The organism is Aliiroseovarius sp., from assembly GCF_030148435.1.
GTDB lineage: Bacteria > Pseudomonadota > Alphaproteobacteria > Rhodobacterales > Rhodobacteraceae > JASBTN01.
The window spans coordinates 44002-60576 of the sequence record NZ_JASBTN010000061.1 but is presented as its reverse complement, the minus strand read 5'-3'; the positions used below and the strand labels follow the sequence as shown (position 1 = coordinate 60576).

At 65.0% G+C, this 16575-nt stretch carries 12 protein-coding genes; 10 read left to right on the top strand and 2 right to left on the bottom strand.

What is annotated here, in order from left to right; genetic code table 11:
* The 7 genes from Q1V43_RS11190 to hflX all read left to right on the top strand — a co-directional run bounded on the left by Q1V43_RS11190 (nt 1) and on the right by hflX (nt 9838).
* Entirely contained in the window at nt 1–1362 is a 1362-nt protein-coding gene (locus Q1V43_RS11190; protein WP_300517803.1) for a response regulator, read from the top strand.
* A gap of 91 nt (nt 1363–1453) precedes the next feature.
* Nucleotides 1454–3691: a PAS domain-containing sensor histidine kinase gene (locus Q1V43_RS11185; RefSeq protein ID WP_300517801.1), complete on the top strand. Its 2238-nt coding sequence runs from the start codon at nt 1454–1456 to the stop codon at nt 3689–3691.
* 54 nt (nt 3692–3745) lie between these two features.
* On the top strand, nt 3746–5170 hold the full coding sequence (locus Q1V43_RS11180; RefSeq protein ID WP_300517799.1) for a sigma-54 dependent transcriptional regulator: 1425 nt from the start codon (nt 3746–3748) through the stop codon (nt 5168–5170).
* Between the two features lie 94 nt (nt 5171–5264).
* On the top strand, nt 5265–6641 hold the full coding sequence (gene trkA, locus Q1V43_RS11175) for a Trk system potassium transporter TrkA (protein WP_300517796.1): 1377 nt from the start codon (nt 5265–5267) through the stop codon (nt 6639–6641).
* A gap of 22 nt (nt 6642–6663) precedes the next feature.
* Nucleotides 6664–8184 carry a potassium transporter TrkG gene (locus Q1V43_RS11170; RefSeq protein WP_300517795.1) on the top strand — a complete coding sequence of 507 codons (1521 nt, stop codon included), beginning with the start codon at nt 6664–6666 and terminating at the stop codon, nt 8182–8184.
* 122 nt (nt 8185–8306) lie between these two features.
* Nucleotides 8307–8543 (top strand): RNA chaperone Hfq, encoded by a 237-nt coding sequence (gene hfq / locus Q1V43_RS11165; protein ID WP_300517794.1) that lies wholly within the window; start codon nt 8307–8309, stop codon nt 8541–8543.
* Nucleotides 8540–9838 carry a GTPase HflX gene (gene hflX / locus Q1V43_RS11160; RefSeq protein ID WP_300517892.1) on the top strand — a complete coding sequence of 433 codons (1299 nt, stop codon included), beginning with the start codon at nt 8540–8542 and terminating at the stop codon, nt 9836–9838. Before hfq ends, hflX begins: the two co-directional genes overlap by 4 nt.
* Nucleotides 9839–9895: 57 nt before the next feature.
* On the opposite strand, the gene Q1V43_RS11155 is transcribed toward hflX, so the two are convergent.
* The gene (locus tag Q1V43_RS11155; RefSeq protein WP_300517793.1) at nt 9896–12367 is read right to left on the bottom strand and encodes a penicillin acylase family protein; all 2472 of its coding nucleotides are present in this window, start codon (nt 12365–12367) and stop codon (nt 9896–9898) included.
* A 184-nt stretch (nt 12368–12551) separates the two neighbouring features.
* Here Q1V43_RS11155 and Q1V43_RS11150 point away from each other — a divergent pair, with 184 nt between their 5' ends.
* A complete protein-coding gene (locus Q1V43_RS11150; protein WP_300517792.1) occupies nt 12552–13424 on the top strand; it encodes an NAD(P)-dependent oxidoreductase in 873 nt (290 codons plus the stop codon).
* 12 nt (nt 13425–13436) lie between these two features.
* Complete coding sequence (locus tag Q1V43_RS11145; RefSeq protein ID WP_300517790.1) at nt 13437–14123, top strand: HAD family hydrolase; 687 nt, start codon at nt 13437–13439, stop codon at nt 14121–14123.
* 57 nt (nt 14124–14180) lie between these two features.
* Here Q1V43_RS11145 and Q1V43_RS11140 read toward each other — a convergent pair whose 3' ends face one another.
* Nucleotides 14181–14774, bottom strand: a complete 594-nt coding sequence (locus Q1V43_RS11140) for a hypothetical protein (RefSeq protein ID WP_300517788.1) — start codon at nt 14772–14774, stop codon at nt 14181–14183.
* A 176-nt stretch (nt 14775–14950) separates the two neighbouring features.
* On the opposite strand from Q1V43_RS11140, the gene Q1V43_RS11135 reads away from it, so the two are divergent.
* Nucleotides 14951–16516, top strand: coding sequence for a trimethylamine methyltransferase family protein (locus tag Q1V43_RS11135; RefSeq protein WP_300517786.1), 1566 nt, complete (start codon nt 14951–14953; stop codon nt 16514–16516).
* Nucleotides 16517–16575: the final 59 nt, after the last annotated feature.

Sequence of the window (16575 nt, the reverse complement as noted above, 5' to 3'; positions counted from 1 at the left end):
ATGGACGGCACCGTACTTGTCGCCGACGACGACCGCACCATCCGCACCGTTCTGACCCAGGCGCTGACCCGTGCAGGCTGCCGGGTGCACGCGACCAGTTCTCTGGTTACGCTGAAACGCTGGGTCGAGGAAGGGCGCGGGGATCTTGTGATCTCGGACGTGGTGATGCCGGACGGAAACGGGCTGGAGGCGCTGCCGGAAATCTCCCAGACGCGACCGGACCTGCCGGTGATCGTGATCTCGGCGCAAAACACGATCATGACCGCGATCCAGGCGGCCGAGGCCGAGGCGTTCGACTACCTGCCCAAACCCTTCGACCTGCCAGACCTGATGAAACGCGCCTCGAAGGCACTGGAGCGCAAACGCATGCGTCCAACCGCGCCGCGCGATGCGGCCGAGGGCGGGGACGACCTGCCGCTGGTCGGGCGCACACCGGCGATGCAGGCGCTCTACAAGCTGGTGGCGCGGGTGATGAATACGGAGCTGCCTGTGATGATCACCGGCGAAAGCGGCACCGGAAAGAGCCTGATCGCCCGCGCCATTCACGACTTTTCCGATCGGCGCAACCTGCCCTTCGTGGTGGTGACGCCGGATGATCTGGGACCGATCGACGGCCCGGCCCAGGTGCTGTCGCGCGCGGGCCAGGGCACGATCCTGTTCGACGAGGTGGGCGACCTGGATGAGGATGCGCAGGCTCGGGTCACGCGCATGCTCGACAGTCTCACCGACCCGGCGCCGCGCATCCTGTCAACCTCGCAGCTCGACATGCAGAAGAAGATAGACCAGGGCGATTTCCGCCAGGATCTGTTCTATCGCCTGGGCGGGGTGACGATTCCGGTCCCTTCCCTGCGCGAACGGCTGGAAGACATCCCGTCACTGGCCGAACATTTCCTGACCCGGGCCGAGCGCGACGGGCTGTCCCCGCGTCGCCTGTCCGACGCTGCCGCCGAGGTGCTGCGCACCTATCCCTGGCCCGGCAATGTGCGGCAGTTGGAAAACACCGTCCAACGGTTGATGGTGACTGGGGCCGAGGAAGAGATTTCGCGCACCGAGGTCGAGGCCACCCTGGGCGCCCCCTCGGGCGGCGTGCTGCCGCAGGCGGTGGAGGGCGAAAAGCTCTCGGCCTCGGTCGCGCGCCACCTGCAACGCTATTTCGACCTGCACGGCGGCACCCTGCCACCGCCCGGGCTGTACCAGCGCATCCTGCGGGAAATCGAACTGCCGCTGATCGAAATCGCGCTTGATGCCACCGGTGGAAACCAGGCGAAATGCGCCGATCTTCTGGGCATCAACCGGAATACTCTGCGCAAGAAGATCACGGACCTTGGAATCGAGGTGACACGGCGCCGCAAATTGATGTAAAAAGGCCACAGGCGTGGCAAAAGGGCGTCAGACCCTGTGAGTGAACACGCTGCGGTGGCCGTTTTGGCGGCGTATTTGATGGGGTATTTGCGTGGTGGCGCGCAACGGGTCGTTATCTACCTGGGAGAGGCTGAATCGCCTGCGCAAACTGCGCCGGGCGACGACTTTTGCCAGTTTCGGACTGGTCACGCTGGGCCCGGTCCTGGCTTTGTCCACCTGGCTCATCCTCGGCCCTCTGGATCAAGGGGCACGCTCAAGCGTTCTGCGACTGATTCTGCTGGCCGACCTCGTCTACGTGCTGGCCGTGGCAACGATGGTCTTTGCGGGCGTGGCCCGAATGGTGGCCGCCCGGCGGCGCAAATCGGCGGGATCGCGCCTTCACCTTCGCCTGACCGGCGTTTTCGCCGTTGTGGCACTGGTCCCCACCGTGCTGGTGGCGATCTTTGCAACACTCACGGTGAACGTGGGGATCGAAGGATGGTTTTCGGACCGGGTCAGCCGCGTGGTGAACAACTCGCTGGCCGCCGCCCAGGCCTATGAGCGCGAACACCAGGACGATCTGTTGGAGGACGCCAGGGTGCTTGCCACCTATCTGGATCGCCAGCGCCGGGTGCAGCGTATCCTGCCGGATTCCAGTCTCAGGGTTCTGTTGGCCGAAGGGCAGGTGAACATCCAGCGCGGGTTGCGCGAGGCTTTCGTGATCAATTCAGACGGCGATATCCGGGTGCGTGGCGACCGTTCCTACCGCTTCGATTACGAACCGCCTTCGGGCGAGCTGATAGCCAGGGCGATGCAGGGCGAGGTGGTGTTGGTCCAGGATTGGGACAACAACGAATTCCGGGCTCTGGTGCGGTTGGAGGCCTTTTCCGACCATCTGCTTTACGTCTCGCGCAATGTGGATGGGGATATTCTGAACCTGCTGGATGAAACTCAGGAAACGGTGGTGTTCTACAATCAGCAGGAAAGCCAGCGCGGCGCGATCCTGTTCGAATTCGCCCTGATCTATCTGGGCTTTGCGGTGATCATGATCATCGCCGCGATCTGGATCGGCATGTGGTTTGCCGAGCGTCTCTCACGCCCCATCGGACGCCTGGCCGCGGCCGCCGAACGGGTGGGTGAGGGCGATCTGAACGCCCGGGTGATCGAAGAGGAAGGTGACGACGAGATCGCCACAATGGGCCGTGTGTTCAACCGCATGACCGGCCAGTTGAAACTGCAGCGCGACGCGCTGTTGGAAAACACCCGGCAGATCGAGCGCCGCCGCCGCCTGTTCGACAGTGTGCTGAGCTCTGTCACCGCCGGGGTGATGGGCGTGGATGACAAGGGCCAGGTCACGTTCCTGAACCGCGCCGCCGCCCGGCTTTTGGATGTTGACGAAACCGCGGACCCGACCCACGACATGGCGCTTCTGATCCCGGAATTCGAACCGCTTTTCCTGCGGTTGACCGAAGAGGGCCGGGAAACGATCCAGGAAGAGCTGCGCCTGACCCGTCAGGGCCGCCAGGAAAGCCTGCTGGTGCGCATGGCGACCCGGCGTGGTGACAGTGGCGCCCTTGAAGGCTACGTGGTGGCCTTCGACGACGTGACCGACCTAGTGTCGGCCCAACGCATGGCCGCCTGGGGGGACGTGGCCCGGCGCATTGCCCATGAGATCAAGAACCCGCTGACACCGATCCAGCTGTCTGCCGGGCGCATCAAGCGCAAGTTCGGCCGGCTGTTGGAGCCGGCCGACGCCGAAAATCTGGAAAACCTAACGGATGTGATCGTGCGCCAGACCGATGATCTGCGCCGGATCGTCGACGAGTTTTCGAAATTCGCCCGCATGCCGGAACCCGAGCGTCGCTGCGAGGATCTGGTATCCCTGGTTGGCAATGCGGTGCTGCTGCAACGGGCGGGCCAGGAGGGGGTGCGCATCACCGACAGCCTGCCGAAAACGCCTGTCATCGGAAATCTGGACGGTACGATGATCGGCCAGGCGTTGACGAATTTGATCAAGAACGCCGGAGAAGCAATTGAAAGCCTTCAGGAAAAAGGCGCACCCAAGGGCCATTCGCCAGAAATCCGCGTGCTGATGACCGTGGACGATAAAATGGCGGAAATCCGCATTTCGGATAACGGGATCGGCCTGCCGGAGGACCGGACGCGCCTGTTCGAACCCTATGTGACGACGCGGGACAAGGGCACCGGCCTGGGCCTGCCGATCGTCAAGAAGATCATCGAGGAACATGGCGGCAGCCTGGTTCTGGAAGACGCCGCACCCTTCACCGAGGGCGCGCGGGCCGGGGCCATGGCGGTGATCCGTCTGCCGGTCGGGGAGGAAGCCGCATGAGACATGAAGACAGAGTGGGAATTCGAGTGAGTGGGCATAGGAGAGGGCAAGGTCATGGGTGACATTCTGATCGTGGATGACGAACGCGATATTCGCGAGCTGATCTCGGATATCCTGGAGGACGAAGGCTACGCGACGCGCAAGGCGGGCACCTCGGACGAGGCGGTGGCGCAGGTCAAGTCCGAACTGCCCGCGCTGATGATCCTGGACATCTGGCTGAAGGACTCGGCCATGGACGGGATCGACATCCTGAAGATGGTCAAGCGCGAACATCCCGAGGTGCCGGTGGTGATCATCTCGGGCCACGGCAATATCGAGATCGCCGTCGCCGCCATCAAACAGGGCGCCTATGACTTCATCGAGAAGCCTTTCAACATCGACCAGCTGATGGTGGTGATCGGCCGCGCGATGGAGACCTCGCGCCTGCGCCGTGAAAATGTCGAACTGAAGCGCAAGGACACGGTCTCGGCCGATATGATCGGATCAAGTTCTTCCTTCAAGGCGTTGAAGTCACATCTGGAAAAGGTCACGAAGTCGAACGGTCGGGTGCTCCTGACCGGGCCCGCCGGATCCGGCAAGGAAATCGCGGCGCGGTTCATCCACTCCAATTCCGACCGGGCCAATGCGCCTTTCGTGTCCGTCAACTCCGCCTCCATCGACGCCGAGCGCATGGAGGAGGTCCTGTTCGGCCGCGAAAGCGCCGATCGGGGGGTGGAGCAAGGTCTGCTGGAGCAGGCCAATGGCGGCGTTCTGTTCTTCGACGAGGTGGCCGACATGCCCGCCGGCACCCAGTCGAAGATCCTGCGCGTGCTTGTGGACCAGGCATTCCAGAGGGTTGGCGGCAGCGACAAGGTCAATGTGGATGTGCGGGTGGTTTCCTCCTCGAACCGTGACCTTGAGGCAGAGATCACGGCGGGCAACTTCCGCGAAGAGCTCTTTCACCGCCTGAACGTGGTCCCGATCCCGGTGCCCGCCCTGTCGGAACGGCGCGAGGACATTCCGGAACTCGCGGCCTATTTCATTGACGAGTTCAACAAGTCTCAGGGCCTGCCGTTGCGCGACCTGTCGGACGAAGCCGCAGCGATGATGCAGACCATGACCTGGCCGGGCAATGTGCGCCAGTTGAAGAACGTGATCGAACGGGTGCTGATCCTGGGCGAGGGCACCGGGCCGATCGAAGCCGCCGAACTGCCGGGCAACGAGGGCACCGAGGAAAGCAGCGGGCAAGGCATCGTCGTGTCCGGACAGCTGGCCATGCTGCCCCTGCGCGAGGCGCGCGAGGCCTTCGAACGCGAATACCTGCTGACCCAGATCAACCGGTTTGGTGGCAATATCAGCCGCACCGCCAATTTCGTCGGCATGGAACGGTCCGCGCTGCACCGCAAACTCAAAAGCCTGGGTGTTGTCACCTCGGCCAAGGCGGGCGGTCGCGTGGCCCATGTTGCGGAAGATGCGGCCGAGGGCGAGGTCGGGGCCTGACGGTCGCAGCCACAAATCCGGGGCAGGGCAGGCAGTTGACGCCGCTCGCCCCGTCTGCCATGCCAGCAGGGCCGGTCATTGAAAGGGCACAGCGATGAAGGTCATCATCTGTGGCGCGGGCCAGGTCGGCTGGCAGATCGCGCGCCACCTGTCGGGCGAAAAGAACGACGTTACCGTCGTCGACAACAACCCCGAATTGGTGCATCGCGCCACCGATACGCTGGACGTGCAGGGCATCGCCGGGCACGCCTCCTACCCGGACATCCTGGAACGTGCAGGTGCGCGGGACGCGGACATGATCATTGCCGCGACCCATTCCGACGAGGTCAACATGGTCACATGTCAGGTGGCCCATTCGGTCTTTGCCGTGCCGCGCAAGATCGCCCGCCTGCGCGCGCAGAGCTACCTGGACGCGATCGTCGCCGACCTCTACCGGCGCGAACACCTGCCGATCGACGTGGTGATCAGCCCCGAACGCGAGGTCGCCGATGCCGCCCTGCGCCGCCTCTCGGCGCCCTCGGCCTTTGACACCGAAAGCTTCCTGGACGGACGCGTCCAGCTGATGGGCGTGGCGCTGGACGAGGACTGCCCGGTGCTGAACACGCCGCTGCGCCAGCTCACTGACCTGTTTTCCACCCTGCGTGCCATCGTGGTCGGGGTGCGCCGCAAGAACTCGCTCTTTGCGCCGGAACCGGGCGACCAGCTGTTCGAGGGCGATCAGGTCTATGTCATTTCGGTTGCCGAAGACGTCGAACGCACGCTGGAGATCTTCGGCAAGTCGACCAAGCGCCAGGAACGTGTGGTGATCCTGGGTGGTGGCAACGTCGGCCTGGCCGTGGCCCAGGCGCTGGAGAACCGCACCGACCGGATCCGCGCCAAGGTGGTCGAACTCAACCGCGACGTGGCCGAGCGCGCGGCGGATGAGCTGGAACGCACCGTGGTGCTGCATGGTGACGGGATGAACATCGACATTCTGAAGGAGGCCGGCGTCAACCGCGCCGACGCGATCCTGGCGGTGACGGATGACGACAAGGTCAACCTGCTGGCGTCGGTCCGGGCCAAGGCCGAAGGCTGCCCGATGTCGATCTGCCTGATCAACGACCCTTCGCTGACCTCGCTGATGGGGCCGCTGGACGTGGACGCCTATATCAACCCGCGCACCACCACGGTCAGTTCGATCCTGCGCCACATCCGCCATGGGCGGGTGCGCGGCGTCTATTCGATCGGCGATGCCGAGGCCGAGGTGATCGAGGCGCAGGTCCTGTCGACCTCGCCCATCGCGGGCCAGCAAGTGCGCAACATCGACTTTCCCGAAGGTGTGCTGGTCGGTGCGGTGCAGAAAGGGGACAAGGTGGTCAAGCCCACGGGGTCTCTGCGCATCGACGAGGGCGACGTGATCGTGCTGTTCGCCATGTCGCCGGATGTGCCCGAGGTCGAACGCCTGCTCCAGGTTTCGATCGACTTCTTCTGAGCCGAAAGGGGCCGCGCGCGCCATGTTCGATCGCATTGCCAAACTGCCGCTTCTGGTGATCCTGATGGGGATCGGCGTGCTGGCCATGCTGGTGCCCGGGATATATGGGCTGTTGGTGCGGGACCATTATGTTGGACGGGTGTTTCTGTATGGCGCGCTGTTTTTCGGATTCCTGACCAGCTTCATGGCGCTGGCGCTGATGGGACGGCCGCGGATCAATCACCCCTCGCGCCACCTTCTCGCGCTTCTGGGCCTGTTCGTGATCCTGCCCCTCATGCTGGCGGTGCCGTTCCACCAGGCGGTGCGCAACACCTCCTTCCTGAACGCCTATGTGGAAATGGTTTCGGCCCTGACCACCACCGGCGCGACGCTGTTCGACGATCCGGGACGCCTGCCTGACAGCGTGCATCTTTGGCGCGCTCTGGTGGGATGGATGGGCGGGCTGTTCATCTGGGTGGGCGCGATTGCGATTCTTGCCCCCATGGCCCTGGGCGGGTTCGAGGTGCGCGCGCAGCGCACCATGGGGGCGGAAAGCAGGGGCACCAGCCAGATTACCCACGTGGCGGATCTGGGCCAGCGCATTCGCGTCTACGGGGCGCAGCTTCTGCCGGTCTACACGGGGCTGACCCTGATCCTCTGGCTCGGGCTGGTTCTGGCCGGAGAAAGCCCCTTCGTGGCAATTTCCCATGCCATGTCCACGCTGGCGACCAGTGGCATTTCTCCGGTCGGCGGACCGGGCGGCGGAAATGCGGGCGTGGGCGGCGAGCTCATGCTGGCCGTATTCATGTGTTTCGCCATCTCGCGCCTGACCTTTACCCGCGACCGGATGAGCACGGACCTGACCAGCCTGGCAGCGGATCCCGAGGTGCGCCTGGCCGCCGTACTGATCCTGGCCGTACCGGGATTCCTGTTCGCCCGCCACTGGGTCGGGGCCTTCGAGGTCGACGAGGAAATGAACCTGCTCGCGGGCCTTGCCTCGCTTTGGGGGTCGGTCTTTACGGTGTTGAGCTTTCTCACCACCACCGGGTTCGAAAGCCGCGCCTGGGAGGCCAGCCAGACCTGGTCCGGGCTGGATACCCCGGGGCTGATCCTGATGGGTCTGGCCCTGGTCGGTGGCGGCGTGGCAACCACGGCGGGCGGGGCAAAGCTGCTCAGGGTCTATGCGCTCTACAAACACGGGATGCGCGAGATGGACAAGCTGGTGCATCCGTCCTCGGTCGGCGGGCACGGTGGCGAAGCGCGCCTCATGCGCGGGCGCGGGGCCTATATGGCCTGGGTGTTCTTCATGCTGATGACCCTGTCGGTGGCCCTGGTCATGGTGCTGTTCTCGCTGACCGGGGAAGGGTTCGAAAGCGCCATGGTGCTGACCATCGCGGCGCTGACCACCACCGGGCCGCTCGCCGGTATCGCCGCGGTCGAGCCGATCTCCTACGCCGATCTCTCCACCCCGGCCAAACTGGTGCTCACGGGGGCCATGGTTCTGGGCCGCCTGGAGACACTGGCCATCGTCGCGCTTCTGAACCCGGAAACGTGGCGCGGGTGATACATCCCTTTCCCAGCGCCTCATTTTTGGGCTGGTAACATCCGGAATAGTTTTTCATACTCGCGTGAAAGGTTAATTCCCTGCCGGGGTCCGGCAGTCCGATAGAAAAAAGGAAACAAGCGATGGCTGCCGACAAACAGAACCTGCAGGACGCCTTCCTCAATCACGTCCGCAAGACCAAGGTGCCGGTCACGATCTTCCTGATCAACGGCGTCAAATTGCAGGGCGTGATTTCCTGGTTCGACAATTTCTGTGTCCTGCTGAAGCGGGACGGCCAGTCGCAGCTCGTGTACAAGCACGCGATCTCGACCATCATGCCGACCCAGCCGATCAACCTCTATGACGGCGACGAAAACTGACCGATCCAACCCCGCGCGAGGCCACGCCCACACGGGCCTGGGTTCTCCATCCCGATATCAAATCCGAGCCTGACCGGCGTAAATCCGGTCCGGCGCTTGACGAGGCCGTGGCGCTTGCCGCGGCGCTCCCGCATCTGGAGGTTGCGGGGCAGGAAATCGTCCCCCTGCCGCGCCCACAGCCCGGCTACCTGTTCGGGTCCGGCAAGATCGAGGAGCTTGGTCAGCGGTTCAAGGCCGCCGAGATCGGGCTGGTGCTGATCGACGGTCCGGTGACACCGGTACAGCAGCGCAATCTGGAAAAGGCGTGGAAGGTCAAGATCCTGGACCGCACCGGGCTGATCCTTGAAATCTTCTCGGACCGCGCGCGCACCCGGGAAGGCGTGTTGCAGGTGGAAATGGCCGCGCTTTCCTACCAGCGCACCCGACTGGTGCGCGCCTGGACCCACCTGGAACGCCAGCGTGGCGGGCTCGGTTTCGTGGGCGGCCCCGGCGAAACCCAGATCGAGGCCGATCGCCGCGCGATTGACGACCAGCTCACCCGCCTGCGCCGCCAGTTGGAAAAGGTCGTCAAGACCCGCGAACTGCACCGCGCCGCCCGCGCCAAGGTGCCGTTCCCGATCGTCGCGCTGGTGGGCTACACCAATGCGGGGAAATCGACCCTGTTCAACCGGGTCACGGGCGCGGATGTCATGGCCAAGGACATGCTTTTTGCCACGCTGGACCCGACCATGCGCCAGGTCGAACTGCCCGGCACCGGGCAGGGTGCCGGACGCAAGGTGATCCTGTCCGATACGGTGGGCTTCATCTCGGACCTGCCGACGCAGCTGGTCGCCGCGTTCCGCGCCACGCTGGAAGAGGTGCTGGGCGCCGATCTGGTGCTGCATGTGCGGGACATTTCGGCCGAGGAAACCGACGAACAGGCGCGCGACGTGGAAACCATCCTGGCCGAGCTGGGGCTGGACGAAGACACGCCCAGGATCGAGGTCTGGAACAAGCTCGACCTGCTCGACCCCGACGCGGCCGAGGCGCGCCGGATCGAGGCCGCCCGCAACGATCATGTCTTTGCCACCTCCGCCATCACCGGCGAAGGGCTGGAGGCGTTGTTCGAAGCCATCGAGGCGGCGCTGCATGAGCCGCGTACGACCGAGACCCTGCATCTCGCCTTTGCCGAAGGGCGCCAGCGCGCCTGGCTGTTCCAGAAGGGCGTCGTGGAAAACGAAGCCCAGGACGAGACCGGCTGGCAGCTGACCGTGACCTGGACGGAGCGGCAGAAGGCGGAATACGCGGCACTTTGACACCGTTGATCTCCCGCGCGGGCGGGGACCAGGCGTGCCCGGGTCAGTCCGCCGGGGTCAGTCCGCCGGGGTCAGCACGGTCACGCCCACCGCCGCCGCGCGGGCCAGGTCCGGGTCCAGCGACATCGGGATATATTCGCCCCGCCGCCACAGTTCGCCCAGATCGTCGTAGTTGCGGCTCAGGAAATGGCCCGACTGTCCGGTCGACGTTATGAAGAGCGAACTGTCGGGATCGGCGAAATCATAGACCCCCCGATACCCCGCCGCATGCACGTTGCGGAACGGATCGCGCCCGGTGCCGCTGGTCAGGCCGCGGTTCAGCGTATTGTCCCCGCCCGATGTGGACTGGCGGATGTTCACCAGCCAACGCAGGCCCGGCACCTGACCCAGCACCGGGTGATCCTGGTAGGCCTGGTGCGCATCGCCCCAGCGCAATGCCTCCCAGGTGTCGCCATAGCGTTCGGCGATCCACAGAAGCGCATCGTCCAGCGCGGCCCGGGCCATCTCGGTGCAGGTCTCGGTCGCGGCCGATTGCACCACGTCGCACCAGATGCCGGCCCCGTCCACGTCGCGGTAGACGCGTTCGATGAACAGGGGCTCGACTTGGGTGAACTCGGCGGCCAGCGGGCCCAGCTCGTCGCGGATCAGGCGCGTCTGCAGCGCGCGCATCCAGGCGGCATAAAGCAGCGGTTCGGGCATGTGCTCGTTCATTTCGCCGTTCCAGTCGGCCAGCAGGGTCAGGGCACGCTGGCGGTTGCGCTCGGGTGTGCCCTCGGGGGCGGCGGCGCCGGTGAACCAGAGGTCCGCCCCGACCAGTGGCAGAAGCGTGCGCGCCGTGGTCGAGACCGTGTCGAGCTGCGCCTCGATGAAGCTTTCGCGCGTATGCACCTTGCGCCCCTGCATCAGGCGTTCCCAGCGCTGCACACGCTGGCTGTCACCCCAGTTGAAACTGACGTGGCGCGGGAAGGGGCGGTCGACGATCTTGTTGTTGGTATTGCCGACAATACCGCCGCGCGGGGCGATATATTGCGGATTGGCAGCATAGGGTTCGATGCCCAACCATTGGTTTTCCACGCGCCAGCCGGGGGCGGGCAGGCGGCCCATCGACTGGTGGCCCGCATCGCGCCGGGGCATCGCGCCGATGGTCTTCATCGCGATGTTTTCCGTGTCCACCATCACCAGGTTCTGGCTGGGGGCCGTGTACATGCGCCCCGCTTCGATACCCTCCTCGATCGACCCCGCGCGCATCAGGGCGAGCCCCGCGCTCATCGAGCGGTCTTCGCCGGTCAGAAGCGTCCAGCCAACCGCCGCGACATGGCCGCGTGGGGTCACAGTGTCGAGACCATAGAGATTGCCGGGCAGCACCGGGCCGTTGGCGCTCCATTGCAGGGTGATGGTGACAGGCGGGGCGTCTTTGACCCGGATGATCGTCGGACGTGTTTCCAGCGCGGCCCAGCCGTCAGGGGTGCGAACCTTGGAGGGATCCGCCGGGTTCAGTTCCTCGATGAAAATGTCCTGATCGTCGAGATAGGAGCTGGTCACGCCCCAGCCGAAATCGGCGCTGCGCCCGGCGAGCACCAGCGGCATGCCGGGAATCGTGCCGCCGATCACCCCGCCGGAAGAGAGCTCCAGCCGGGCCAGGTACCAGATCGAGGGGGCGGAGAGGCCCAGATGCGGGTCATTGGCCAGGAGCGTGCCCCCGGCGGCCGAACGGGAGGGGGCCGCGGCCCAGGCGTTGGAGGCGCCGGCCAGCCCGCGCGGCGCAACGGGAGAGAGAAAGGGTCGCGGCGCGGGCGTGTAGGCAGCAAAGTCGCGGGCCGGATCCACGCCGGGAAAGAGGCTGGCGAATTCGGGCAGCGCAGCCACGCCGTTGCCGGGCATGTCTGGCAGGATGTCGGCCAGCCGGGCAGGGGACAGGGCCAGCCCCACCCGGGCGCGCAGCACTTCCTCTTGCAGCTGGCCTGCCAGTTGCACCCCCATCAGCTTCTGGATTGCGATACTGTCGGCGGGCTGCCAGGGGGCGATCTCGGGCGAGAAGAGGAAAAACTCGGGCGCGCCACGGCCGAGCGCCTCGTCATTCACGCGCTGCAACCAGGCGTTCACCCCACGGGCATAGGCGCGCAGGGCGGATTTGGTGTCCTCGTCCTGCACCGCCACGGCCTGCTGCGCCAGTTGGTAGATGTCCAACCGGCGCATCAGCTCGTCCACCTCCAGGGTGCGCGGGCCGAACAGTTCGGACAGGCGGCCCTGGGCGGTGCGGCGCATCATGGTCATCTGCCACAGCCGGTCCTGCGCATGGGCATAGCCGAGGCCAAAGAAGACATCCTCGTCGTTCGAACCGAAGATATGCGGCACATTGGCATTATTGCGCACGATCTCGATCCCGTCGTTCAGTCCGCGGGCCGGTCGGGTGGTGTCATAGTCGGGCAGGGATTGTGCGGCGAGGTAATAGACCATCAGGACAGCCACGACCGACAATGCGATGAGGGTCACAATGATCCTGACAAGCCAACGAAAAAGGAGCGCCATGAGTTCTCTGTCCATCCCGGGGAAACACCTCTTTCCATAGCGGCCTTCGCGGGGTGTTTCAATCGGTTGGGCGAGGGGGCGGCGACAAGCGGTGCCTGCGCGCCCGTGCCGGAAAGCCCGGCTTGACCTTTGGTCCCGGCAAGCTAGGTAGGAAGCAAGTCGGATACACGCGGAGGAGGGCAAGATGGCGAAATGTGCATTTCTGGGGCTGGGGGTCATGGGCTACCCGATGGCCGGGCACCTGGTGAAGGCGGGCCACGAGGTGGCGGTCTACAACCGCAGCTTCGCCAAGGCCGAGGCCTGGGCAGGGGAACATGGCGGCAGCGCCCACCGGACACCGCGCGAGGCGGCCGAGGGGGCCGACTTCATCATGATATGCGTCGGGAACGACGATGACCTGCGCTCGGTTTGCAAGGGTGCGGACGGGGCGTTTTCCGGCATGGGGTCTGGCGCGGTCGTGGTCGATCACACCACCGTATCCGCCGAAGTGACCGAGGAGCTTGCCGCCGAGGCCGCCGCCCTGGGCGGGCAATTCGTCGATGCGCCGATTTCGGGCGGGCAGGCCGGGGCCGAGAATGGTGTTCTGGTAATCATGTGTGGCGGCGAGCAAGCGGCCTTTGACGCGGCCAAGCCGGTGATGCAGGCCTATGGCCGGGTGATCAAGCGTCTGGGCGACACGGGGGCCGGGCAGTTGACCAAGATGGTCAACCAGATCTGCATCGCAGGTCTGGTGCAGGGCCTGTCCGAGGGGCTGAACTTCGCCGAAAAGGCCGGGCTGGACATTCGTGAAGTGGTCGATGTGATCCAGGGGGGCGCGGCGGGTAGCTGGCAGATGGTGAACCGGCACGAGACCATGGCGGACGACCATTTCGAGCATGGGTTCGCGGTGGACTGGATGCGCAAGGATCTGCGCATCTGCCTGGACGAGGCCGAACGCAACGGCGCGGCCCTGCCCATGACCGCGCTGGTCGATCAGTTCTACAAGGACGTGCAGAAGCTGGGCGGCGGACGCTGGGATACCTCGTCGCTGATCAAGCGCCTGCGCGCGCTGGACTGAGGGGGAACAGCCATGCGCGTGGACGGAGTTCTTTTCGACAAGGATGGCACACTGTTTCAGTTCGGCGCCACCTGGGAGGCCTGGGCGCGCGCGGTGCTGGATCGTCTGTGCGGGGGGGATGCCGACCGGGCCCGGTCCGTGGGGGCGGCGATCGGCTATGATTGTGACGGCGCGGTGTTCGATCCTTCCAGCGTGGTCATTGCTGGAACGCCCGAAGAGGTCGTCACCGCCCTGGGCGACCATTTCGACATGCCGGGCGACGCGCTGGAACAGGTGCTGAACGAAGAAGCCGCCAATGCGCCCCAGGCCGAGGCGGTGCCGCTGGCGCCGTTCCTCGATGTGCTGCGGTCACTGGGGTTGAAGCTGGGCGTGGCCACCAATGACGCCGAAGCCCCCGCACTGGCGCATCTGCGAAGCGCCGGTGTGACCGAGAAATTCGATTTCATCGCGGGCTATGACAGCGGCCACGGATTCAAACCCGAACCGGGGCAGTGTCTTGGTTTTGCCGCCAAGCTGGGCCTGGATCCGTCCCGCGTGGTCATGGTGGGCGACAGCCTTCATGACCTGCACGCAGGCCGCGCCGCCGGGATGCAGACCGCAGGCGTGCTGACCGGCATGGCGGTCGAGGCAGAGCTGGCCCCGTTCGCCGATGTGGTCCTGCCTGACATCGGCCACCTGTTGGACTGGCTGCGGAGCTGACCTGAACCGGGCCGTCGCGTCCGCTTAAAAACACCTCCGGCTTTCCGGAGGGCGGTCCTACACCGCCCATCCCGCCTTCAATCCCTCCAGCACCGCTTCCTCCGCCGTGCGCGGAGCCAGGCAGTCGCCGATGCCGGTGACAGGCAGACCTGCGGCCTCGCATTGGGTCAGAAGCGCGTCCTGCGCGCGGTGTGCCTGGGCCAGGATCAGCGTGTCCATCTCTTCAAGGATCATGGCCTCGCCGGTGGCGATGTTCTGGAAATACCCGGTGGTGCCATCGGTTCCGAACAGGCGCGCATAGGGGATCACCTCGACCCCCAGCGACAGGGCCCGTTTCAGCATCGTGTCACGCACATAGCTCTGCAACAGCTCCCCCGGCCTGTACCGCCCGCGCCAGCCGCTCGAACCCGGGGATGCAGCCGTCCTCCACCCCATCAGCACATGCGAGGTATAGCGCGCGCTTTCATGCACGCCAGTGACCTGGGCAACGATCAGCCCGACACCGCCCGCCGCCCGTGCCCGGTGATAGGCGACCAGCGCCTCGTTGACCTTGTCATCTGTCGGCAGGGTCGTGTCGTGGCCGGTCGAGACGATGCGGTTGCGGATGGTCATCGGTCCCAGGTCGAGCGGGGCGAATAGCCTGTCTGTCATGGCGGTCCTCCTGACGCGTATCAAGAGATCTGGAGGTGCCGAAGGCAAGACATATTCGAAATGCCGGCGGCCCGGAGCGGCGCATCAATTGCCAAAAGCGACACCTTCTGTCGGAAACCGAATTGGCGTGGGCGGCGGCTCCGGCCATCGTGGAAGAAACGAACAGGAGACACGACATGTGTTCAGACCGACCCAAACGCCGCCGCTCCGCGACACGGAAGGGAGGCCGCGCGGGCCACGCCCGCCCCACCGGGGCCATCCAGCAGATGGATTGGCGTCTGCCGGTCAACATGGACCGGCCAACGGAACCCTTGAGCGAGGAGGGCGTGCAGGCGATCCACGACGGGGCGATGCGCATCCTGGAAGAAATCGGTATCGAGTTCTATAACCCCGAAGCCAAGGCGCTCCTGCGCGAGGCGGGCTGCATCATCGACGGCGACAATGTGCGCATGGGCCGTGACTGGATCATGGAAATGGTCGCCAAGGCCCCGTCGCAGTTCGACATCACCCCGCGCAACCCGGACCGCAAGATCACCGTGGGAGGCGGGCATATCCTGTTCGGAAATGTGTCCAGCCCGCCCAACTATTGGGACATGGAGATCGGCAAGAAGGTGCCCGGCAATCGCGAACAATGTGCCAATCTTCTGAAACTCAGCCAGTATTTCAACTGCATCCATTTCGTCGGCGGCTACCCGGTGGAGCCGGTGGACATTCACGCCAGCGTGCGCCACCTGGACGTCCTTTTCGACAAGCTGACCCTGACCGACAAGGTGGCCCATGCCTATAGCCTCGGCAAGGAGCGGGTCGAGGACGTGATGGAGATGGTGCGCATTTCCGGCGGCTGGAGCCACGAGGAATTCGACGCAAGCCCGAAGATGTACACCAACATCAACTCCACCTCGCCCCTGAAACACGACTTCCCGATGATGGATGGCTGGCTGCGCCTGGCGCGGCGCGGGCAGGGGCTGGTGGTCACGCCCTTCACGCTTGCCGGTGCCATGGCCCCTGTAACCATGGCTGGTGCCGTGGCGCAATCGCTGGCCGAGGGGCTTTGTGCCATCGCGCTGGCGCAATATGTGAACCCGGGGGTGGCCTGTGCGATCGGGACTTTTACCTCGAACGTGGACATGAAGACCGGCGCGCCCGCCTTTGGCACGCCGGAATACATGCGCTCGACCCAAATGACCGGGCAGATGGCGCGGTTCTATGGTCTGCCGATGCGCTCATCGGGCGTCTGTGCGGCAAACGTGCCCGATGCCCAGGCGACATGGGAAACCTCGAACAGCCTCTGGGCGGCGGTGCAGTCGGGCACCAACATGGTCTATCACGCCGCCGGATGGCTTGAAGGCGGGCTGATCGCCAGCCCCGAGAAATTCGTCATGGATTGCGAGATCCTGCAGCAGATCCAACGCTATATGGACCCGCAGATATGGGCTACGACACCCGATGACATCGCGCTGGACGCGATCCGCGAGGTTGGAGGCGACGGGCATTTCTTCGGCACCCAGCATACCCAGGATCGCTATACCACCGCCTTCTACCAGCCTTTCCTCTCCGATTGGGCCAACTATGAAGCCTGGGAGGCCAACGGCGGCGCGTGGACCGCCGAACGGGCGCATCGCAAGTTCAGGGAAATCATCGCCGAATTCGAAGCCCCGCCCATGGACGAGGCCATTCGCGAAGAGCTTGCCGACTTCGTGGCCCGGCGCAAGGCCGAGGGGGGGGCGCCCACGGACTTCTGATCCATTGCGCATGTGGTGATCTTCCGGTGGCCCCGCGGCGATCGGCATATATCCATATG